This is a genomic window from Kitasatospora sp. CMC57, from assembly GCF_045866025.2.
Lineage (GTDB): Bacteria > Actinomycetota > Actinomycetes > Streptomycetales > Streptomycetaceae > Kitasatospora.
The window spans coordinates 1,214,155-1,234,232 of the sequence record NZ_AP035881.2 but is presented as its reverse complement, the minus strand read 5'-3'; the positions used below and the strand labels follow the sequence as shown (position 1 = coordinate 1,234,232).

The 20,078-nt window shown below is 73.6% G+C and carries 21 protein-coding genes; 16 read left to right on the top strand and 5 right to left on the bottom strand.

Going from position 1 to position 20,078, the window contains the following annotated elements:
- The first annotated feature begins 142 nt into the window (after positions 1 to 142).
- From ggt to ACKUU6_RS05655, 3 genes are all read left to right on the top strand, one after another.
- Positions 143 to 1,927 carry a gamma-glutamyltransferase gene (gene ggt, locus ACKUU6_RS05665; protein WP_407987341.1) on the top strand — a complete coding sequence of 595 codons (1,785 nt, stop codon included), beginning with the start codon at positions 143 to 145 and terminating at the stop codon, positions 1,925 to 1,927.
- A gap of 89 nt (positions 1,928 to 2,016) precedes the next feature.
- The gene (locus ACKUU6_RS05660; protein ID WP_407987340.1) at positions 2,017 to 2,820 is read left to right on the top strand and encodes an exodeoxyribonuclease III; all 804 of its coding nucleotides are present in this window, start codon (positions 2,017 to 2,019) and stop codon (positions 2,818 to 2,820) included.
- A 170-nt stretch (positions 2,821 to 2,990) separates the two neighbouring features.
- Positions 2,991 to 3,530, top strand: coding sequence for a hypothetical protein (locus ACKUU6_RS05655; RefSeq protein ID WP_407987339.1), 540 nt, complete (start codon positions 2,991 to 2,993; stop codon positions 3,528 to 3,530).
- Between the two features lie 33 nt (positions 3,531 to 3,563).
- Here the strand turns inward: ACKUU6_RS05655 and ACKUU6_RS05650 are convergent, their stop codons facing one another.
- Positions 3,564 to 4,256: a lysoplasmalogenase gene (locus ACKUU6_RS05650; RefSeq protein WP_407987338.1), complete on the bottom strand. Its 693-nt coding sequence runs from the start codon at positions 4,254 to 4,256 to the stop codon at positions 3,564 to 3,566.
- Entirely contained in the window at positions 4,253 to 5,113 is an 861-nt protein-coding gene (locus ACKUU6_RS05645) for a sterol desaturase family protein (protein ID WP_407987337.1), read from the bottom strand. The genes ACKUU6_RS05650 and ACKUU6_RS05645 overlap by 4 nt, the downstream gene beginning before the upstream one ends.
- Before the next feature lie 128 nt (positions 5,114 to 5,241).
- Between ACKUU6_RS05645 and ACKUU6_RS05640 the strand changes: the two genes are divergently transcribed.
- The 5 genes from ACKUU6_RS05640 (at position 5,242) to ACKUU6_RS05620 (ending at position 9,605) form a co-directional block, all read left to right on the top strand.
- Positions 5,242 to 6,660: a DUF2398 family protein gene (locus ACKUU6_RS05640; protein ID WP_407987336.1), complete on the top strand. Its 1,419-nt coding sequence runs from the start codon at positions 5,242 to 5,244 to the stop codon at positions 6,658 to 6,660.
- A gap of 46 nt (positions 6,661 to 6,706) precedes the next feature.
- Positions 6,707 to 7,603 carry an acyl-CoA thioesterase gene (locus ACKUU6_RS05635; protein WP_407987335.1) on the top strand — a complete coding sequence of 299 codons (897 nt, stop codon included), beginning with the start codon at positions 6,707 to 6,709 and terminating at the stop codon, positions 7,601 to 7,603.
- Between the two features lie 53 nt (positions 7,604 to 7,656).
- The gene (locus ACKUU6_RS05630) at positions 7,657 to 8,274 is read left to right on the top strand and encodes a TetR/AcrR family transcriptional regulator (RefSeq protein ID WP_407987334.1); all 618 of its coding nucleotides are present in this window, start codon (positions 7,657 to 7,659) and stop codon (positions 8,272 to 8,274) included.
- Positions 8,275 to 8,464: 190 nt separating this feature from the next.
- Positions 8,465 to 8,647, top strand: coding sequence for a hypothetical protein (locus ACKUU6_RS05625; protein WP_407987333.1), 183 nt, complete (start codon positions 8,465 to 8,467; stop codon positions 8,645 to 8,647).
- Positions 8,648 to 8,675: 28 nt separating this feature from the next.
- Positions 8,676 to 9,605, top strand: a complete 930-nt coding sequence (locus tag ACKUU6_RS05620) for a DUF389 domain-containing protein (RefSeq protein WP_407987332.1) — start codon at positions 8,676 to 8,678, stop codon at positions 9,603 to 9,605.
- A gap of 24 nt (positions 9,606 to 9,629) precedes the next feature.
- On the opposite strand, the gene ACKUU6_RS05615 is transcribed toward ACKUU6_RS05620, so the two are convergent.
- From ACKUU6_RS05615 to ACKUU6_RS05605, 3 genes are all read right to left on the bottom strand, one after another.
- A complete protein-coding gene (locus ACKUU6_RS05615; protein ID WP_407987331.1) occupies positions 9,630 to 10,874 on the bottom strand; it encodes an MBL fold metallo-hydrolase in 1,245 nt (414 codons plus the stop codon).
- Positions 10,875 to 11,026: 152 nt separating this feature from the next.
- Positions 11,027 to 11,482: a MaoC family dehydratase gene (locus ACKUU6_RS05610; protein ID WP_407987330.1), complete on the bottom strand. Its 456-nt coding sequence runs from the start codon at positions 11,480 to 11,482 to the stop codon at positions 11,027 to 11,029.
- Between the two features lie 76 nt (positions 11,483 to 11,558).
- Positions 11,559 to 11,996 (bottom strand): pyridoxamine 5'-phosphate oxidase family protein, encoded by a 438-nt coding sequence (locus ACKUU6_RS05605; protein ID WP_407987329.1) that lies wholly within the window; start codon positions 11,994 to 11,996, stop codon positions 11,559 to 11,561.
- Between the two features lie 335 nt (positions 11,997 to 12,331).
- Between ACKUU6_RS05605 and ACKUU6_RS05600 the strand changes: the two genes are divergently transcribed.
- From ACKUU6_RS05600 to ACKUU6_RS05565, 8 genes are all read left to right on the top strand, one after another.
- Positions 12,332 to 13,174, top strand: coding sequence for a hypothetical protein (locus ACKUU6_RS05600; protein ID WP_407987328.1), 843 nt, complete (start codon positions 12,332 to 12,334; stop codon positions 13,172 to 13,174).
- 168 nt (positions 13,175 to 13,342) lie between these two features.
- Positions 13,343 to 13,924, top strand: a complete 582-nt coding sequence (locus tag ACKUU6_RS05595; protein ID WP_407987327.1) for a hypothetical protein — start codon at positions 13,343 to 13,345, stop codon at positions 13,922 to 13,924.
- A gap of 32 nt (positions 13,925 to 13,956) precedes the next feature.
- Positions 13,957 to 14,835, top strand: coding sequence for a hypothetical protein (locus ACKUU6_RS05590; RefSeq protein ID WP_407987326.1), 879 nt, complete (start codon positions 13,957 to 13,959; stop codon positions 14,833 to 14,835).
- Positions 14,836 to 14,909: 74 nt separating this feature from the next.
- Positions 14,910 to 15,677 (top strand): flagella basal body P-ring formation protein FlgA, encoded by a 768-nt coding sequence (locus ACKUU6_RS05585; protein ID WP_407987325.1) that lies wholly within the window; start codon positions 14,910 to 14,912, stop codon positions 15,675 to 15,677.
- Positions 15,677 to 16,699, top strand: a complete 1,023-nt coding sequence (locus ACKUU6_RS05580) for a hypothetical protein (RefSeq protein ID WP_407987324.1) — start codon at positions 15,677 to 15,679, stop codon at positions 16,697 to 16,699. Before ACKUU6_RS05585 ends, ACKUU6_RS05580 begins: the two co-directional genes overlap by 1 nt.
- Complete coding sequence (locus ACKUU6_RS05575) at positions 16,689 to 18,260, top strand: CpaF family protein (protein ID WP_407987323.1); 1,572 nt, start codon at positions 16,689 to 16,691, stop codon at positions 18,258 to 18,260. Before ACKUU6_RS05580 ends, ACKUU6_RS05575 begins: the two co-directional genes overlap by 11 nt.
- A complete protein-coding gene (locus tag ACKUU6_RS05570) occupies positions 18,260 to 19,195 on the top strand; it encodes a type II secretion system F family protein (protein WP_407987322.1) in 936 nt (311 codons plus the stop codon). Before ACKUU6_RS05575 ends, ACKUU6_RS05570 begins: the two co-directional genes overlap by 1 nt.
- Entirely contained in the window at positions 19,192 to 20,076 is an 885-nt protein-coding gene (locus tag ACKUU6_RS05565; RefSeq protein ID WP_407987321.1) for a type II secretion system F family protein, read from the top strand. Before ACKUU6_RS05570 ends, ACKUU6_RS05565 begins: the two co-directional genes overlap by 4 nt.
- Positions 20,077 to 20,078 lie beyond the last annotated feature (2 nt).

The window sequence follows — 20,078 nt, the reverse complement described above, 5'->3', positions numbered from 1 at the left end:
CCAATAAGACCTACTGTCAGTAACTCGTTGGCAGGTACCGGACCGATAACGAAACTACTGACGGGTAGTGGCGCGAAGACGCGTTGTGGCCGCACCACCGGCTGTGAGAGAACGGGGAGTTGACGCCGTCCCAGGAGGACTCATGCGACTGTCCAGGCTCGCCCCCCTCACCCTCACCGGGGCGCTGATCTGCGCTCTGGCCACCCCCGCGCAGGCGCAGCACGGCCCGCCGCCCAAGGTGCCCGAGGCGGTCGGCTGGGGTGGTGCGGTGGCCAGCGTGGACGCCGACGCCACCGCGGCGGGGCTGGAGGTGCTGCGGCGCGGCGGCAACGCGGTGGACGCGGCCGTGGCCACCGCCGCCGCGCTCGGCGTCTCGGAGCCGTACTCGGCGGGCATCGGCGGTGGCGGCTACTTCGTCCACTACGACGCCCGCACCGGGCGGGTGGAGACGCTGGACGGCCGGGAGGTGGCCGGGCGGACGGCGGGCGAGACGCTGTTCCAGGAGAACGGCAAGCCGCTGGCCTTCGCCGACGCGGTGACCAGCGGGTTGAGCGTCGGGGTGCCCGGTTCGCCGGCCACCTGGGACCGGGCGCTGGAGCTCTGGGGGAGCCGGGGGCTGGACGAAGTCCTCAAGCCGGCCGTCAAGTTGGCGGAGCGCGGGTTCACCGTCGACCAGACGTTCGTGGACCAGACCGCGCTGAACGAGACCAGGTTCAGGGCCTTCCCCGACACCGGCAAGCTGTTCCTTCCCGGCGGCAAGCTCCCGGTGGTCGGCTCGACCTTCCGCAATCCCGAACTGGCCGCCACCTACCGGGAACTGGGCCGCAAGGGCGTCGACACGCTGTACCAGGGCGAGCTGGGCGCCGACATCGTACGGACCCTCCAGCACCCGCCGGTCGACCCGGCCTCCGGCTGGAACGCCCGGCCCGGCCAGGTGGACCGCAAGGACCTGGCCGACTACCGGGTGATCCGCCGTCAGCCCACCCACCTCGACTACCGGGGCTACGACATCTACGGGATGGCGCCGTCCTCCTCCGGCGGGACCACCGTCGGCGAGGCGCTCGGCATCCTGGAGCACAGCGACCTGGGCGCGGTGAGCCCCACCCAGTACCTGCACCGGTATCTGGACTCCAGCCGGATCGCGTTCGCCGACCGGGGCCGGTGGGTGGGTGACCCGGCGTTCTCCGAGGTACCGACCCGTCAGCTGCTCAGCGACGAGTTCACCGCCGCCCGGGCCTGCCTGATCGACCCGGCCAAGGCGCTGACCAGCCCGCTCGCCCCCGGCGACCCGTACCACCCCGCCGCCTGCGCCACCGGCGGCCAAGCCGTGCCGGAGACCCACGAGGGGCCGAGCACCACCCACCTGACGGTGGCCGACCGCTGGGGCAACGTGGTCGCGTACACCCTGACCCTGGAGCAGACCGGCGGCAGCGGCATCACCGTGCCGGGCCGGGGCTTCCTGCTCAACAACGAGCTGACCGACTTCTCCTTCGCGCCGGCCACCGCCGGGGTGCCCGACCCCAACCTGCCCGGCCCTGGCAAGCGGCCGCGCTCCTCGATCTCGCCGACCATCGTGCTCAAGGGCGGTAAGCCGGTGATCGCGGTCGGCACGCCGGGTGGTTCCACCATCATCACCACCGTGCTCCAGGTGCTGCTCGGCCGCCTCGACCGGGGGCTGACGCTGGAACAGGCGATCGCCGCGCCCCGGGCCTCCCAGCGCAACACCACCGCCAGCCAGGCCGAACCGGCCTTCCTGGCGGGCCCGGAGCGGGCCGGTCTGGAGGCGCTCGGCCACAGCTTCGTGCTCAACCCGGAGATCGGCGCCGCCACCGGCGTCGAGCGGCTGCCGGACGGACGCTGGGTCGCGGCCGCCGAGCCGGTCCGCCGGGGCGGCGGCTCGGCAGGGGTCGTGCACCCGGCCCGCTGAGTCCTGTCACTGCCGGGCGGTATGTTCGGAGGTGGGCACCCCCGGGGTGCCCACCTCGTCCGAAGCACCCATCGGGAAGGCCGCCCGCCGTGACCGTCCGCATCGCCACCTGGAACATCAACTCCGTCACCGCGCGGCTGCCCAAGCTGCTGGAGTGGCTGGAGTCGGCCAAGCCCGACGTGCTCTGCCTCCAGGAGCTCAAGTGCGCCTCGGATGCGTTCCCGTACGAGGCGGTCAAGGAGCTCGGCTACGACACCGCCGCCCACGGCGCCGGCCGGTGGAACGGCGTGGCGGTGCTCTCCAAGCTCGGTCTGGAGGATGTCGTCCGCGACCTGCCCGAGCAGCCCGGCTTCCTGGCCGACGGCGCGCTGATCCCCGACACCGAGCCCCGGGCGATCGCCGCCACCTGCGGCCCGGTCCGGGTCTGGTCGGTGTACGTGCCGAACGGCCGCGAGGTGGACCACGCGCACTACCAGTACAAGCTGGAGTGGCTGGAGGCGCTGCGCCGCGCGGTGCTGGAGGACGCGGCGGGCGACCGCCCGTTCGCGGTGCTCGGCGACTTCAACGTGGCCCCCACCGACGAGGACGTGCACAACCCCGCCCTGTTCGCCGGGCTGACCCACGTCACCCCCGCCGAGCGGGCCGCGCTGGCGGCCCTGCGCGAGGCCGGGCTGCAGGACGTGATGCCGCGCGCCCTCAAGTACGACCGCCCGTACACCTTCTGGGACTACCGCGGGCTCGGCTTCCCGAAGAACCTCGGCATGCGAATTGACCTCACCTACGCCAACAAGCCCTTCGCCGACGCGGTGACCGACAGTTACGTGGACCGCGAGGCCCGCAAGGGCAAGGGCACCTCCGACCACGCCCCGGTGGTCGTGGACCTGGAGCTCTGAGCCCGGCGCTCCGGGCCGGCGGTCCGAGCCGTGGTGCGCCCCCCCGGATGGGCCCGAAGGGTGGCCGTCCGGGGCGGCGCTGCCTAGCGTCACGGGTGACAGGGTGTAGCCGCTCGCATGCGGGGACGACGGAGTCCCCGCGCTGCACCCCGAGAACCTGGAGGTACGGCATGCGCGCTTCGCGTACAGCCACCACCCTGCTGGGCGTCGCCGCCCTGCTCGGGCTCGCGGCGCCCCTCGCGGCGGCCAAGAGCGTCGAGCCGGCCTGGGTGCACCCCGCCGAGGCGGGGCCCGGCCAGAGCGTGACGGTCAGCGTCACCTGCGACACCAGCTCGGTGAAGACGATCACCGCCAGTTCGCAGGCGTTCTCCACCGGAAGCGCGACCCTGACGGTCGGCCCCGACGGCAAGTACAGCGGCAAGGCGCTGCTCGCCTCGAAGGAGGAGTTCGCCGCCAAGGGGGGCCGGAACTCCAGCTGGGGCATCGACGGCAGCTGCCCGAACCACGACACCTTCAGCGGCGCGGTCGAGGTCAGGACCGCCTCGTACTCCGGCGCGGGTGCCGAGGCGGGTAAGCTGCCGACCGGCCCGATGAAGACCGGCCTGGGCGGGTCGCTCAGGACCGACCCGGCCGACCTGGCGGCCGGCAGTGCCCTGGTCGGTGCCGGGATCGGCGGCTTCTGGCTGCTCCGGCGCCGGACCACGCTCTGATCCGCCGTCAGTACCCCGGCGCCCGCCCGGCGGTCAGCGCCCCGCCGTCGCCAGCGGGGCGCTGACCGCCGTCTGCTCGGGCTCGGCGGCCCGGACGGTGCCATCGGCCAGCAGGTACTGCGCCGCGATGTACGTCGCCATGACCCAGACGCCGTGGCCGGGCAGTGCCTTCCAGTGGGCCAGATCGGTGGCGATCAGCGTGTCGGAGAGCAGGAACAGCGCCCCGCCCAGGCCGGTCCGCCAGCCGAGGCCGGCCGAGGTGACGGCGGTCGAGGAGAGCAGCAGGCTGTAGACCGCCACCGGGATCTTGAGGTCGCCGAGACCGGGCCAGAGCTGACTGATCATCACCCCCCAGGCCGCCGCGTAGGCCAGCGCGGTGAGCACCGTGCGGCGCCGGTCGCCGAGCGCTCCGAGCTTCACGAACATGGTCACGTAGCAGAGGTGCGCCGCCGCGAACGAGCCCATCCCGGCCAGGAACGCGGCCTCGCCACCGACCTGGAGCAGCACGTCCCCGCCGGTGCTGAACGCCAGCGCGGGCACGAGGAGTTGCGGTGCCTGCTCGGCCCGGGCCGCGACCCACCCCGCCAGCAGGGGCATCAGCGCTGGCTTGGTGGCGTACTGGAGCGCACTCGCGCCGGTGGCGATCGCCCCCAGGTGGGTGGCGGAGGTGATCGCGAAGGCGGAGAGCAGGCCACGGGCGGTGCGGAGTCGGCCGGTGATGGTCATGCGGTGGTGCCCTCCGGGCGGTCGGTCGGGCCCGGCTGCCAGCCGGGCCCGTTGACGAGGTGGCGGACCCGGTCCCGCCAGGTGGTGGCGGCGGCCAGGTCGCGGGCGATCGAGACGTACTCGTGGGTGGCCACCCGCAGCGGGTTGTGGGTGCTGAGGTTCTTGGTCAGTCCGTAGACCGGCTTGGTGGTCTCGGGGGTGAACGAGCCGAACAGACGGTCGAAGAGGATCAGGATGCCGCCGAAGTTGCGGTCCAGGTAGCCGCCCTGCGAGGCGTGGTGGACCCGGTGGTGCGAGGGCGTGTTGAGGACGAACTCCAGCGGGCGGGGCAGCCGGTCGATCCGCTCGGTGTGGATCCAGAACTGGTAGACCAGGTTGGCCGAGGAGCAGAACGCCAGCGCGGCGGGATGGACCCCCGCCAGGATCATCGGGACGTAGAACACCCAGGTGGTCGCGCTGGTCCAGGGCTGCCGCAGCGCGGTGGAGAGGTTGTAGTGCTTGCTGGAGTGGTGCACCACGTGGCAGGCCCAGAGGATCCGGATCACATGGTGGCCCCGGTGCGACCAGTAGTAGAAGAAGTCCTGCGCCAGCAGGATCAGCGGCACGGTCCACCAGAGCACCGGCACCCGGAGCGGCGTCAGCGCGTACAGCGCTGAGTAGATCGCCACGATCGGGATCTTCCAGGCGGCGTCGAAGGCCAGGCTGCCCAGGCCCATGCTCAGGCTGGTCGCGGTGTCCTTGACGGTGTACCCCTGTTCCTCCTCGTCCGGATGGAAGCGGTAGGAGACCACTTCCAGGACGGTGAGCAGCACGAAGGCGGGTATCGACCACAGCACGACGTTGGGCAGGTTCGGCATGCCCAGGACGATAGGTGACGGCGGGCGGCCTGCGGAAGGGGTTGTTACCGACGCGTAGGAGAGATCGGGCCGGATCGGCGCGCGGGTGCCACGAGCGGGCTCGGCCACCGTCTACTCTGGTGGGCGACATGGAGCGGTACGAGGACACGGTCGTGGCCGGGGAGGCACCGACGGTGGCAACGGGCGGACGCGCGACGGGGGCGGGGCGGCTCACCGCCGACGCGATCGCCGGAGTGCCCGCGCAGAGCTCCGGCCGGGGCGCCGCCGAGCTGCTGGCCGCCCGGCTGGCGGCCGCCGACCAGCAGACCGCCGACGAGCTGTTCACCGCCGCGTTCGGCCTCTACGGCGCCAGGCACCTGGGCGGCGCCCTGCCCGACGGCCCGCGGGCCGGGGCCGAGCTGAGCTGGTGGCACGGCCCGACGGTCCATCACCCGGCGGGCCTGCGGCCCCGCGAGGGCGGCCGCCGCAGCGGGGCACTGGCCCGGCGCGGCGCCCCCGAGGGCGGCGGCCGGCGCGGGCGGCACCGCAAGCCCGAGCACTCCCCGGGCAGCACCCCGCAGGAGATCGCGGTCGAGCGCCGCACCGCCGCCCGGCTGCTCGCCGCCCAGCCGCTGGTCGCCGCCGACGGTCCGCACGGCGCGGGCTTCCCCCTGATCGCCCGTCACGCCGGATGGCTGACCGAGCGGTTCGCCACCGTGCTCGGCTACCCGCTCACCGTCGGTGCCCGGCACGCCCGACTGCACAAGGCCCCGCTGCCCGGCCGGGCCCTGCCGCCGGTCGGCGACACGGCGTGGACGCCCGGCTCGTACGCCGCGCTGGTGCGCGCGCTGGCCGCCGTGGCCGAGCAGCGGCCGGCCGCGCTGGACGTACCGGGGGTCCGTCAGCAGCTGGTCGAGTGGCAGGTGCTGACGGCCGACGGGGTACCAGACCCGGAGCTGGCCCAAGCCCTCGCCCCGCTGGCCGTACCCACGCCCGCCGAGCCAGCGCTGGCGGTCCGGCGGCGGTTGGCCGAGACGCCGGTGGTGCTGCTGGACGAACTGACGCCGGAGCAGCGGAGTTGGCTGCAGGGCCGGCTGGAGCCCGAGGCCGAGCTGTTCGCCGAGTTCCTCGGTCTCGAGGCGGAGATCAGGGCCGAGGGCGTCGCACTGCTGGACCCGGCCGACGAGCTGACCGACCTGGCGCTCCCCGGTACCGGCACGGTGGCGCAGGCCGCGCTGCTGCTGGCCGCCCGGCTGGTCGAGGAGCTGCGCCCGCTCTCCGGCGAGGCCGCGCCCCCGGCGGTGCTGATCCCGGACGCCCTGATAGACGGCGCGCTCGGGGACGTCACCGACGAGTACGGCCTGCGGTCCGGCTGGCGCCGGGACTACCTGGCCGACCTGACCGCCTTCCGGCGGGACGCGCTGGACCTGCTGCACCGGATGCAGCTGATCGCCCCGGCCGGCCGGGCCTGGCTGCTCCGGGCCCCCGCCGCCCGCTACGCGCCGGAGGCGGAGCTCCCGCAACCGCCCGGCTCTGGGCGGCACTCCCGGCCGCTGGTGGCCGGCTGAGTTCTGGAACCTGTTCCAGTTGAGGTGGCGTACGCTGTGGCGCGTGATGGACGCCAGCGAAGTGCCTGAGACCGGGGAGACGGCCAGCTCCTTCGTCGACCTGCTCCGGATCGAGCAGCTGGACGAGAACCTGTTCCGTGGCCGCTGCCACGCCGGGGCCCCGATGCGCGCGTTCGGCGGCCAGGTCGCGGCCCAGGCCCTCACCGCCGCCGGCAGGACGGTGGAGCCCGAGCGGCAGGTGCACTCGCTGCACGGCTACTTCCTCCGCCCGGGGGACCCGAGGCACCCGATCGACTACCAGGTGGACCGGGCCAGGGACGGCTTCTCGTACGCCACCCGCCGGGTGACGGCGGTTCAGCACGACGAGGTGATCTTCACGCTCTCCGCCTCGTTCAAGTTCCCCGAGCCCACGCCGGGAGCCAGACAGTCGGCGATGCCCGTGGTGCCGGGGCCCGAGGAGCTGCCGGACCCGTTCCTGGCCTGGGCGGAGGCCGCGCCGAGCGACTACCGGCAGAGTGCCTTCCGCACCCTGGACCTGCGGTTCGTACCCGCCGACAGCCCCGGCCTGCCGCCCGCGCTGCCCGGCGCCCCGCAGCAGTTCGTCTGGCTGCGGACCGGCAGCCCGCTGCCCGGCGACGACCCGCTGCTCCAGGTCTGCGCGCTGACCTACCTGTCCGACCTGACCCTGGCCTCCACCACCGCGCTGACCGTCCAGCCGCACCGGATCCAGCGCACCGCACCGGCCCGGATCATGCTGGCCTCGCTGGACCACGCCATGTGGTTCCACCGCCCGTTCCGCGCCGACGAGTGGCTGCTGTTCGCCCAGCGCAGCCCGTCCGCCTCGGACGGCCGGGGGCTGGCGCACGGCGAGTTCTACGACCGGCAGGGCAACCTGGTGGCCTCGGCGGTCCAGGAGGCACTGGTCCGCGAGCGGCGCGTCTAGAGCCTGTTCAGGCGCCGTTCGCCCCGGCGACCGGGGCCCGTATCATGGTGCGGGTGACCAAGGTTGACCTGTCACCAAGGCCGGTGGAGGCGATGTCGCCCCGTCAGCTCGAACGCCGCAACAGCCTGATCTCGGCCGCCCTCGCGCTGGTGAACGAGGCCGGCGTGGAGAGACTCCAGATGAAGCACGTCTGCGAGCGCTCCGGAGTGGCCCTCGGCACCGCCTACCGGTACTTCTCCTCCAAGGACCACCTGCTCGCCGCCGCGATCACGGACTGGCACCGCCTGCTGCTCGCCGACCTGGTCGCCGAGCAGCGCGGCTCCCGTTACGGGCCGGCCGAGACCGACCGGGTGGTGCGGTTCGTCCGGCACGGCATGCGCGCCTACCAGCGGCAGCCCCAACTGGCCAGGCTGAGGGTGGCGGTGGCCGCCTCCACCGACCCGTTCGCCAGCGAGGCGCTGCAGTCACTGGCCCGGGCCGACCGGGCGGCGCTGGACGCGGTCGGCCCCCGGCTGCCCCCGGCCGCCGGAGAGCTGGTGCGGCACATCGTCGGCCACTCCTGGCAGGGCGAGCTGACCGCCTGGGTGACCGGCCGGACCACGCTCGACGACGCCCGCCGCCGACTGGAGGACGTCGTCCGGCTGGTCCTGGCGCCGTACGAAGCGGCCTGACCGTCCGTCAGGGGCACGGTCACCCGTCCGAGTGAACTGGGCCGAACAGGGCTGATCGTTCGCGCTCGGACCGGCCGCGCGGTGTCATCCTGGGCAGCCATGCCGGTACCGGTATCCGGACGCCCGGCCCCCGTCCAGACTTCACTCTGGCGTCGTCACCGTTTAACACCGCCCTGGAATGCTGACCATCATGAACGCTCAGTCCGCCCCGGCCGCTGTGGTTCCGGAAGCACCGCGCTTCCCGCTCCCCAGGCGGCACCGCCGCTTCATCGCCTGCGCCGCCGTGGCCGCGTCCGTCGCCCTCGGCACCCTCGGTGTGGGCGCCACGGTCGAGACCGTCCAGCAGGGCACCGTCGCCACCGCCAGCCGCTGATCCGGAAGGCACCGCCTAGGCTGACCCAGTGCTGCATCTGCGACTGATCGTTCCCACCGACCTCCGCGACACCGTCCTGACCAGTCTGGACGGCTGGGTCGGCGTCACCCACGTGGTGCTGCTGCCCGACGCCGCCCTCCGCCCGAGCGGGGACGTGGTGCTCTGCGACGTGGCCAGGGAGGCGGCCGACGAGGTGCTGGCGGGGCTGCGGAAGACCGGTCTGGCCGAGCGCGGGGCGATCGACGTCCAGCAGCTGGAGCTGACCATCTCCCAGGCGGCCGAACGGGCCGAGGAGTTGGCCCCGGGCGAGGGAGCGGACGCGTTGGTCTGGGAGGCGGTCTCCGAGATCACCCGCGAGGAGTCCACCCTCACCGTCGTGTACCTGGCGTTCCTCGCCGTGGCGACCATGCTGGCGGCCTGCGGTGCGGTGCTGGACAGCGCGATCCTGATCGTCGGCGCGATGGCCGTCGGTCCGGAGTTCGGTCCGCTGGCGGGCTTCTGCGTGGCGGTGGTGCAGCGCAGACCACGGCCCGCGCTGCGTTCGCTGACCGCGCTGCTGGTCGGCTTCGCCGTGGCGATGGCGCTGACCGCAGGGTTCTCGCTGCTGATGGACGCGCTGGGGCTGTTCAGCCAGGCCCAGTTCGAGGCGGCCAGACCGAACACCTCGTTCATCTGGCAGCCCAACGCGATGTCCTTCGTCGTGGCGTTCCTGGCCGGTGTGGCCGGCCTCCTCTCGCTCACCTCGGCCAAGGCCGGAGCGCTGGTCGGGGTGGCGATCTCGGTGACCACCGTGCCGGCCGCCGCCAACGCGGCGGTCGCCCTCGGGTACGGGGACTTCGCGCAGGCGGGCGGCTCGGCCGTCCAGTTGCTGCTGAACCTGCTCGGGATCGTGCTCGCCGGGATGCTCACCCTGCTGGTGCAGCACGGGGCCTGGCGGATCGTCCTGTTCAGACGGTGACGGTGCCGGTGCCGTCGGCACGCCTCAGACCGTGACGCCGCCGTCCTCGACCTGGTGGGTCGCGGGGGTGGTGGAGAGCTCGTCGGGGACCAGGAGTTCGGCGCCCCGGGGCATCGCGGCCACCGCCCGCCACCAGAGCTTGAGCGCGGGCGGGTCGGCCGGCTCGAAGGGCTTGCCGGGACGGGGCGCGACCAACTGGACGCCGAGCGCCCTCGCGGCGGCGACGGTCCGTTCGGCCGGCTCCTCCCACGGGTGCGGGGCCAGGTCGAAGGTGCACCAGTGGATCGGCAGCAACAGCTCGCCGCCGAGGTCGAGATGGGCCCGGACACCCTCCTCGGGGGTCATGTGCACCTCGGGCCAGAGGTCGCTGTAGGCGCCGATCTGCATCATCGTCACGTCGAACGGGCCCAACCGGCGGCCGATCTCGGCGAAGCCGGGGAAGTAGCCGGTGTCCCCGCTGTGGAAGAGCCGGTGCGAGCCACCCGCCACCACCCAGGAGGCCCAGAGCACCAGCGGGTTGGTCCGGGGACCGCGGTTGCAGTAGTGGCGGGCGGGGGTGGCGGTCAGGGTCAGCCCGGCGACCTCGGCCGACTCCCACCAGTCCAGCTCGGTGATCCGGTCGGCCGGGACGCCCCAGTGCTCCAGGTGCGCGCCGATCCCGAGCGGTACGGCGAAGGCGGCGCCGGAGGCGGCCAGTGCGCGCACGGTGGGCAGGTCGAGGTGGTCGTAGTGGTCGTGCGAGATCACCACCACGTCCACCGGGCCGAGCTCGGCGAGCGGGATCGGCATCGGGTGCAGCCGCTTGGGCCCGATCCAGCCGAACGGCGAACAGCGCTCACCCCAGATCGGGTCGAACAGCACCCGGCGGCCGTCCAGTTCGGCCAGGACGGTGGCGTGCCCGAGCCAGGTCATCCGCAGTCCGCCGGCGGGCGGTCCGGCCAGTTCGATCGGCAGCAGCCGGTGCAGCGGGACGGCGGCGGCGGGCTGCCTGCGGTGCCGGCCGGCGGCGAACTGCCGACGGGTCCGCTCCCACCTGGACTGCCCCCGGGCGAGCCGACGGGTCGGTACCGGATTCTGGAAGCCGCCGTCCGCGAAGTGCGGGGAGCCCAGGATCCGCGCCAGCCGGGCGCCGGTCGGTTCGGTCCCGAAGGGTTCGGTACGGACCTGGCGCCAGGCGTCGCGGGGGAGCTGCCGGAGCGGCGGCCGGCCGGCGGCGAGCTGTGCGGCGAGAGCGGCGACCCTGGACGTCCAGGCAGCGGAGCTGGGCACGGCGCCTCCATGAGCGGGGTTGGTCCGTTCCATCGGACATTACCGGCGAAATGCCGCACCGACCCGGTGGGGCGGGGACCGGCGCTCCGTTCGGCGTAACCTCCCGCTGACCAGCCGTCAGGCCGGCCGCCGGCCGCTGGGCGGACCAGCCGTCAGGCCGGGTAGAACCGGGTGATCGTCTCGGCCACGCAGTGCGGCTTCGGGCTGCCCTCGCTGGTGATCGTGTAGCGGACCACCGCCTGCACGCCCCCGGTGACCTGCTCGGCGGAGAGCAGCTCGGCGGTGGCCCGGATCGCGGTGCCGACCGGGACGGGGGCGGGGAAGCGGACCTTCTCTGAGCCGTAGTTGAGGGCCATCCTGATCCCCTCCACCGCGTAGCACTCCTTGGCCAGCACCGGGATCAGCGAGAGCGTCAGGTAGCCGTGCGCGATGGTGCCGCCGAACGGGCTCTCCTTGGCGCGGACGGGATCGACGTGGATCCACTGGTGGTCACCGGTCGCCTCCGCGAACAGGTCGACCCTGGCCTGGTCGATGGTGTGCCACTCACTGGTGCCGAGCTCGGTGCCGACCGCGGCGGTCAGGTCGGCGAGGGAGGCGTACGTCGTCACGGCTGCTCCTGGTGGGGGGTGCTGACGGGGCAACGGAGAGTATGCCTACTGACGGGTCACTTGTCAGCGCCCGGTCTCAGCGAGTGCGGTGCAGGGCCTGCCCGGCTGCCACCAGCCGACGCCCGCTGACCAGCTCGGGGGTGATCCGGGCGAACGTCCGTTCCTCGCCGCCGCCGCACCACGGCCGGGGGCCGCTGCGCAGCAGCCGCTGGCGGTCGGCCTCGTCCCGGACCAGCTCGGCCCGGCCGTGCACCAGGACACTCCAGCCGCTGCGGGTGATCGGGTCGAGCCGGTCGGCCTGGAAGGCGGCCACCGTGCCGTCCAGGGCGCGGCTCAGTGAACTGCCCGCGCGCAGACCGAGGACCAGCCGGTCGTCCGGGGTGAGTTCGAAGGCCACTGGGAGAACGGCGGGGAGCGCGTGCTCGGTGTACACCACGCGCCCGATGGGCACGGTGCGGAGCAGCTGCAGGCAGTCCGCCTCGCTCAGCGGCTCCACGCGGTCGTCTCGGTCCATCCCCCGATGGTGTCGCCCGGGCAACCGAACCACCAGGGTCCAAGGTCCCGGAGTGGTCGCTGACCTGCGTCAACACCTGCACCGGTGCCTGCGTCAATCCGGAGGAAAGGCCACGGGGCCGGAAGCGTACCGGTAGCTTGTCGGCGGAAGCGGCGATTAAGACCGACCGGCAAGTGGTGGGCGGGTAAGGAGCGGCGTTGGGGTGCGTGCCTCGGCGGTGCCGAGGAGGGAGCCCATGCGGAGCATCGGCGACCGACGAGAAGCCGTTGGGGTGCGTGCCCCGGCGTCGCGACGCCGCCCACCACTTGCCGGTCGGTCTGAGGGGGTGGGGACCGGTGAGCGGCGGCATCGAACTGGTGGTGATCGGCGCGGACGGCGGGCCGGAGCGGGCCCACGGGGGGTCGGCCCGGGCCGCCGCCGGGGCCGAGCTGCTGGCGGCCGGGCTGCCCGGCCGCTGCTTCGACGCGGGCGCCCGGGGGAGTCGGGTCACGCTGGTCCCGCCGGAGGCGGACGCCAACGCGATGCTCACCGCACTGCGGGCGGCCGCCCAGCGGCCCGCGCGCTGGCTGGTGGTCTGCCTGCTCGGCCAACTCGCGGCCGATCCGCGCGGCCGCCGGCTCGCCCTGGTCACGGCCGGTGCCACCCCGGAGAACGCGTACCGGCGCGGGCTGGCCTGGGACTGGGTGGTGAGCACCATGGTGCACGGCGACCAGGAGGAGACGCTGCTGCTGGTGGACGCGGTCGCCGACCGGGACGCCTGGGCCGCGCTGGAGCGCGGCGAGGAGGGTGCGGGCGAGCTGCTCAGCCACTCCCGGGTGCCGCTCTGGGGCCGGGTGGCCAGGTACGCCGGGCCGCGCCGTGGCAAGGAGTCCGTCCTGCCGGGCGGCGAGGGCTCGTTCAGCTGGGCGTTGGACCGAGTGCTGGAGCACGGTCTGCCCGGCGCCCCGGCGGCGGTCGCCCCGGTCGATCTCCAGCCGGCGCTGGAGCAGGAGCTCGGCTGGGCGGAGTCGGCGTACGGTGCGGGACAGGTGCGGTTGTTGACGCCGGGTGAACACGGGCGCCTGCTGCTGCGCAATCGGGCCGCCGTACGGGGCGCATTGGCCGGATTGTCGCTTTCTGAGGAACTGTTGGCAGTTCTGTGGCGCGAAAGTGCCCCAACCGATCCACCTTCCGCGTAAGGTCAGGGGGCCCGAGGTGTTGCCGGGGCGAGGCGGGTTGGCGAAGAATCAATGCCTCGTGAGCAGTGGTTCGGGCGGCGGATATCTGCTGCGGTCGACGCTCCGTTCGGAGTGGGCCGTGATGAGGTGGGGCTAATGCGGCAGCGCGTAATTACAGTGCGCCCCGGGGTGGTTGGGGCCGGTGGGCTGACACTGCTGCTGCTCACTTCCTGCGGCGCCGGTAACGGTGGCAGCACGACCGACCGGCTCCCGGACGTCACGGCCGCCCCAACTGTCCCAGCCGTCAACCCCGGTGGCTCCACGGCGGTCCAGGACGCTCCTACCGAAGGCGTCGAAGGAGCCGTCGGCCGGGTCGTCCTGAGGGCCTATCAGGGCTGGTGGGAGGCGCGGACGGCGGCCTTCGGCCAACCCGAACAGGACCCGTCGGCGGTGCGCTCCTTCGCCACCGACGAGGCGCTGAGCGGCACCCTGATCACGCGTCAGCAGCTACGCGACGCGAAGCTGGTGATGGTCGGAAACCCGCGTAACTCACCCGTGGTGACGTCGGTCCGGCTCACCGAGAATCCGCCGACCGCGACCGTCTCGGACTGTGTCGACGTGACCGACTGGCACCAGGCGGATGCCGTCACCAAGGCACTGCGCGATCCGGCGCAGCGCCTGACCCGGTACGTCGCCACGGCCACGCTCCGAAAAGCGGACTCGCGTTGGCTGATCGTGGACTTCAAACGCGAGGAGACCCGGTCGTGTTGAGAACTCCAGGAATCTTGGTTCGTGTCCTGCTGATGATCGGAATGCTGGCGGCGACGATCACCCCGGCCGCCGCCGACGAACCGGGCGGCACCGTGACTCCGTGCGCCACCCGGGACATCTGCATCAGCGTCCACGAACCCGGCAGCACCAGCAGCGGAAATCCCGGCGGCAAGGGCGAGACCGTCTCCGGGAAGTGCTACTGGCAGAACAAGGAAATCGCCTGCTGGGACGACGAGCTGGGCTGGTTCAGCGGCTCGACCGGCTGCTACTACCTGCTGACCAGCCCCAAGCCGCCCGCCGACAACCGGGCCTGGGGTGGCCGCGATCCCGCCACCGGCGAGATCTACCAGGTCAGTTGCCGGGACGGTTCGACCGAGGCGAGCGGCCCGCAGTTCTTCGCCGCGGCCCCGGCCGGGCCGCCGCCGAGCGACAACGTGGTGACCCTGCGCCGGGAGGCGCTGGCCAATCTGCACCTGGCCCCGCCGGCCATGCACGCCGCCCCGACGGGCGACGCGGTGGTCGGGGCGCCGCTCTGGCTCTGGTACGACCGGAGCCCGGCCAGCGTCGGCCCGCTGAGCGCCACGGCCAAGGGCAACGTGATCAGTGTGACCGCCACCGCCCAGGTCCGGCAGGTCAGTTGGGACATGGACGACGGTCACACGGTCAGCTGTGACGGAGCCGGTACGCCGTACCGGGCCGACCTGGGCCGGACCGAGTCGCCCGACTGCAGGTACGTCTACCGGAGCAGCTCGGCGCACCGCGCCGACGGGAAGCTCTACCTGGTGGCCACCGCGATCTGGCGGGTCACCGCCACCCGGAGCGACAACAACACCTCGATCAGCTTCGACTACCCCGTCCCGGCCGCGAGCCCGCTGCCGCTCCGGGTCGCCGAAGTCCAGCTGCTCAACTAGCAGGCCCCCGACCAGCGGACGCACCCAGCAGCACCGCCCCGGTACCCCGCACCCGTACGAAAGGCCGAAGCCCGGTGGAGCACCGAACCTTCCCCTCGCCGAGCCCCGGCACCACGACCGTCAGCTCCGGCCGTCCGGCCGCCGAGCCCGGCCCGACCGCCGGAGGCATCCCGCCGCGAACCCCGCCGCGCACGCTGCGGGCCCGGCGGCGACGTCCTGCGGTGCTGGCCATGGCGGTGGCCATGGTGGCGGCCGGCGGCCTCGGCGGGGCGGTGCTCTACAACAGCACCGGACAGCGGATCGCCGTGCTGGCACTGGCCCGTGACGTACCGAAGGGCCAGGCGATCAGCGCCGAGGACCTGGTGGTGGCGCGGATCGCCTCCGACCCCGTGCTGCGGCCGCTCGGCGCCCAGGAGCGGACCAAGGCGGTCGGGCTGCGCGCGACCGGGGACCTGCGCAGGGGAGCGCTGTTGGTGAAGGCCGACCTGACCGACGACCCGCTGGTCGAGGCCGGCCAGACCGTGGTCGGCGTCGCCACCAAGCGCACCCAACTCCCGGCCACCAAGCTGCAACCCGGGGACCGGGTGCTGGTGGTCTCCACCCCGGAGTCCGGCCAGAACGGCTCGACCGTGCGCACGCCGGAGACGATCGCGGTCCGGGTGGTGGCGGTCGGCAAGGCCGACACCGACGGCAGCGTCGTGGTGGACGTGGCCGTGGCGCCCGCCGACGGCACCCGGCTGGCCGCCTGGGTCGCCACCGGGAAGCTGCAGATCATCCTGGCGCCGCGCGCGGGCACCGGTGCCCCGGCACCGGCCCCGGCGCCGAGCGGGAGCGCCGCCTGATGGCCGTGATCGCGGTGGTCGGCGGCCCGGGCGCCCCCGGCGCCACCACCGGCGCGCTCGCCCTGCTGCTGGCGTGGCCGCTCCAGCCGGGCCGCCGGGTGCTGCTGGTGGAGTGCGACCCGGACGGCGGCGCGGTGCTGGCCGGTGCGCTGGAGGGACGGGTCGAGGCGGTCTTCGGGCTGCGCAACCTGGCCGTGGCGGACCGGCGCGGGCTGCTCGCCCAGACCCTCTGGGAGCAGCTGATCGACCTCTCCCCGGCCGGCACCGGCGACCGCCTGCTGCTGCCGGGTCTGACCGACCCGGCTCAGGCGCCCGGCCTGGCGTACACCTGGGAGCCGCTGCTGGAGGCGCTGCACGCGCTCGAACCGCAGGGCTACGACGTGATCCTCGACCTCGGCCGCTCCGGCGCGCAGGGGCCCGGCGCGGTGCTGGCCCGGCGGGCCGACGTGGTGGCGGTCGCGCTCCGCAGCACGCTGCGCGGGCTGAGCGCCACCAGGCCCCGGCTGGCGGCACTGCGCGAGGACCTGGAGCACGCGGGCACCGGCGCGGACGGGCTCGGCCTGCTGCTGGTCGCCGAGGGTCCGTACCCGGCGGCGGAGGTCTCCCGGCAGTTCGGGGTCCCGGTGCTCGGGGCGCTTCCGTACGTGCCGCGCACCGCCCGGCTGCTCTCCGACGGCGGGGACACCACCGACCGGCGGTTCATCCGCTCGGAGCTGATGCGGACCGCCCGGAGCACCGCCGACCAGATCCAGCTGCTGGTCAGGCGCCGCCGACAGCGGCTGGCACCCGTCGCCGCGCCGCCGCCGGTGGCCCAACCCGTCCCGGAGTCGCACCCGTTGTCGTACCCGCAGCAGCCGTACGCCCAGCAGCCGTACCCGCAGCACGCCTACCCGGCGCCGCAGCCCTACCCGACGCCGCCGGTGCCGCAGCCTGCCGCGCCCGCGCCGTTCCCCGGCCAGTCCGACCAGCCACAGCCACAGCCGCAGCCGCCGGTGTACGGGCAGGTGCTCCGTGCGCGGTAGCCCCCTGTACGACCCGATGCACAAGCCCGCGAACGCCGATCCGGCCGGGCTGCCCTGGACGGCCGCTCCGCCGGTGATACCGAGTGCGAGCCCGGTCGGCCAGTTCGCCACCGGGCCGGTCCACTCGGCGCCGAACGCGGCCGGTTCGGCTCCGGTGATCCAGCCGGTCGCGGTCAAGCCGGTGGTCGACCAGCAGGTGGCCCGGGAGCTCAAGCGGCAGGTCGCGGCCGAACTGCACCAGCAGCTCACCCGGTTGGCGGACGCCTCGGGCGCCGAGGCGGACGGCGCCACCCGGCGGCAGCGCGGCCGGGCGCTGATCGAGGAGGCGGTGGCCCGCTGGTCCGACGCGTACGCCCAGACCCACGGCATCCCGCCGACCAGGGAGCAGGACCGGGCACTCGCCGAAACCGTCTACGACCTGCTGTTCCGGGCCGGTCGACTGCAGCCCTACCTGGACGACCCGGACATCGAGAACATCCTGATCAACGGCTGCGACGACGTGTGGATCTCCAAGGTGCACCAACCGCTGCGCCAGGTCCCGCCGGTGGCCGAGAGCGACGGCGAACTGGTCGAGCTGCTCCAGGACCTGGCCCGCCAGCACGGCGGCGGCGAGCGGAGCCTGTCCACCGCCAGCCCGACCCTGGCGCTGCGCCTGGAGGGCGGCATGCGCCTCCAGGCGCTCACCGAGGTGACGCCCCGGCCGTACGTGGCGATCCGCCGGCACCGGGTCGCCTCGGCGACCCTCGCGGACCTGGTCCAACTCGGCACCGTGGACCCGACCCTGGCCGCCTTCCTGGCCGCGGCCATCCGGGCCAGGAAGAACGTGATGATCACCGGCACCCAGGGGGTCGGCAAGACCAGCCTGCTGCGCGCGATGGCCGCCGAGATCCCGCCGGACGAGCGGGTCGGCACCCTGGAGTCGGAGTTCGAACTCTGGCTGCACACCCTCGGTCACCTGCGCCAGGTGGTTCCGATGGAGGCCAGGGAGGGCAACGGCGAGCGGGTGGACGGGCGGCTCGCCGGCGAACTGACGATCGGTGAACTGATTCCGGCCGCCCTGCGGATGACGCTGTCCCGGATCATCGTCGGCGAGGTCCGCTCCGGCGAGGTGGTCCCGATGCTGCGGGTGATGACCAACGGCGAGGGCGGCTCGATGTGCACCCTGCACGCGCGCGGCCCGCACATGGTGGTCGACCGGATCGCCGAACTCTGCCTGGAGTACGGCTCGCACATGACCGACAGCCTGGCCTACCGGCTCACCGCCAACGCGATCGACCTGATCGTGCACGTGGCGATGGTGGACGAGACGGCCGTCGGCGGCGGTCGGCACCGCTTCGTCTCACACGTCCTGGAGGTGACCGGCCTCGGTGAGAGCGGCCGCCCGGCCACCAACACCGTCTTCGGCCCGCGCCCCGACCTGGGCGAGCCCCGGGCCGTGCCGCACACCCCGCCGAGCTGCCTGGACGACCTCCGCCGGGCGGGCTTCGACGCGGGGCTGCTCCAGTCCGCGTACGGGAGTTGGCCCGCCCCGCTGAACCTGCGGATCGGAGGGGTGCGCTGATGCTGCTCTTCGTCCTGTGCGGGCTGCTGGTGGCGGGCGGCCTGGTCGCGCTGGTGGCCGGGCTGTACGGGCGGGAACCGGTGGCGCCGGAGGCCGCCGGTGCCTGGTCCGCCCGGCTCGCCCCGACGGCCCGGCGCCGGCTGTCGGCGCAGCTCGTGGTGCTGGTGGTCGGCAGCGGCTGGCTGGTCCTGAGCGGCCGGCCGCCGGTCACCATCGGACTGCTCGCGCTGCTGGACTTCGGTCTGCCCTGGGTGTTCGGCGCCACCCGCGCCGACATGCACCGGATCGACCGTTTGGAGGCACTCGCCGAGTGGACCCAACGACTAGGCGACGTGTTGCTGTTGGGAGTCGGCCTGAACCAGGCGATCGTCACCAGCCGACGAACCGCGCCGCCCGCGCTGGAGGCCGAGATCGCCGAGCTGAGCGCCCGGTTGCAGTCCCGTTGGCGCCCGGAGGAGGCGCTGCGAGCCTTCGCCGACACGCTGGGCGACGCCACCGCCGACAAGGTGCTGGCCGCGCTGGTGCTGCGCGCGGGCGACAGCGGCCCGGGGCTGGCCCGTACGCTGGCCGACCTGGCCACCTCGGTCCGCGAGGAGGTCCGGCAGCGCCGGACCATCGAGGCGGACCGGGCCAAGCACCGCACCACCATTCGCTGGCTGCTGGTGATCATCATGCTGGTGCTGGTGGCCGGGTTCTTCAACGCCCGGTACTCCCAGCCGTACTCCACCCTGCTCGGACAACTGGTGCTCGGGGTGGTGCTGGTGCTGTTCGTGCTGGTGATCGCCTGGATGCGCAAGCTGGCCACCCAGCGTCCGCTGCCGCGCCTGCTGGAGCCGGACCGGCGGAGCAAGGCCCGCCCGGTGCGGGCCGCTCCGGCGGAGGACGGCGGTCAGGACGTGGCCTCCCTCGGCCACTTCGCGAAGGAGGGCGCATGATCTCGATCTGGGCCGTACTGGCCGGTGCCCTGCTGCTCGGCGGCCTGGCCGCGCTCGCCGCCGAACTGCGGCCCGCACCACCGGATCTGGGGCAGGCGCTGGACCGGCTGCACCGCACCCCGGCGGACCACGCCGAGCTGACCGACCCCGGGGTCAGCTGGGTGGACCGGATCGGTCAGAGCTCGCTCCGGCTGCCGGGAGCCCGGATCCCCCGGCAGCAGCTGTCCATGATCGGCCGGACCCCGGCCCGGTTCATGGCGCACAAACTGCTGTTCGCGCTGATCGGGCTGATGACGCCGGGCTACCTGGTGCTGATCTCCGTCCTGGTCGACTTCCAACTTCCCTGGGTGGTCCCGCTGCTGGCCGGTCCCGCACTGGCCCTGCTCGGCTGGCTGCTGCCGGACGGCATCGTCTCGGGCGAGGCCAAGGAGGCCCGGACGGAGTACCTGCACGGGATCGCCGCCTACCTCGAACTGGTCGCGCTGGAGCGGGCCGCCGACTGCGGGCCCGCCGAGGCGCTCCGACGGGCGGCGGCGGTCGGCCGGTCCACCGTGTTCCGCCGGATCAGGGACGCGCTGGAGCGGGCCGCCACCGACCGGCTGCCGCCCTGGGACGGGCTGGACGCGCTCGCCACCGAGCTCGGTCTGACGCCCCTTCAGGATGTCGCCGACATCATGCGGCTGTCCGGCAGTGACGGTGCCGCCGTGTACGACACCCTGCGGGCCAGGGCCAAGAGCCTTCGCGACGAACTGCTCGCCGAGGACCTGGCCAGGGCCAACACCGACAGCGAGCGGATGGTGGCGCCGGGCGCGGCGCTCACCCTGCTCATGACGGTGCTCATCGTCTTCCCCGCGCTGTACCAGATGTTCACCGTGATCTAGCC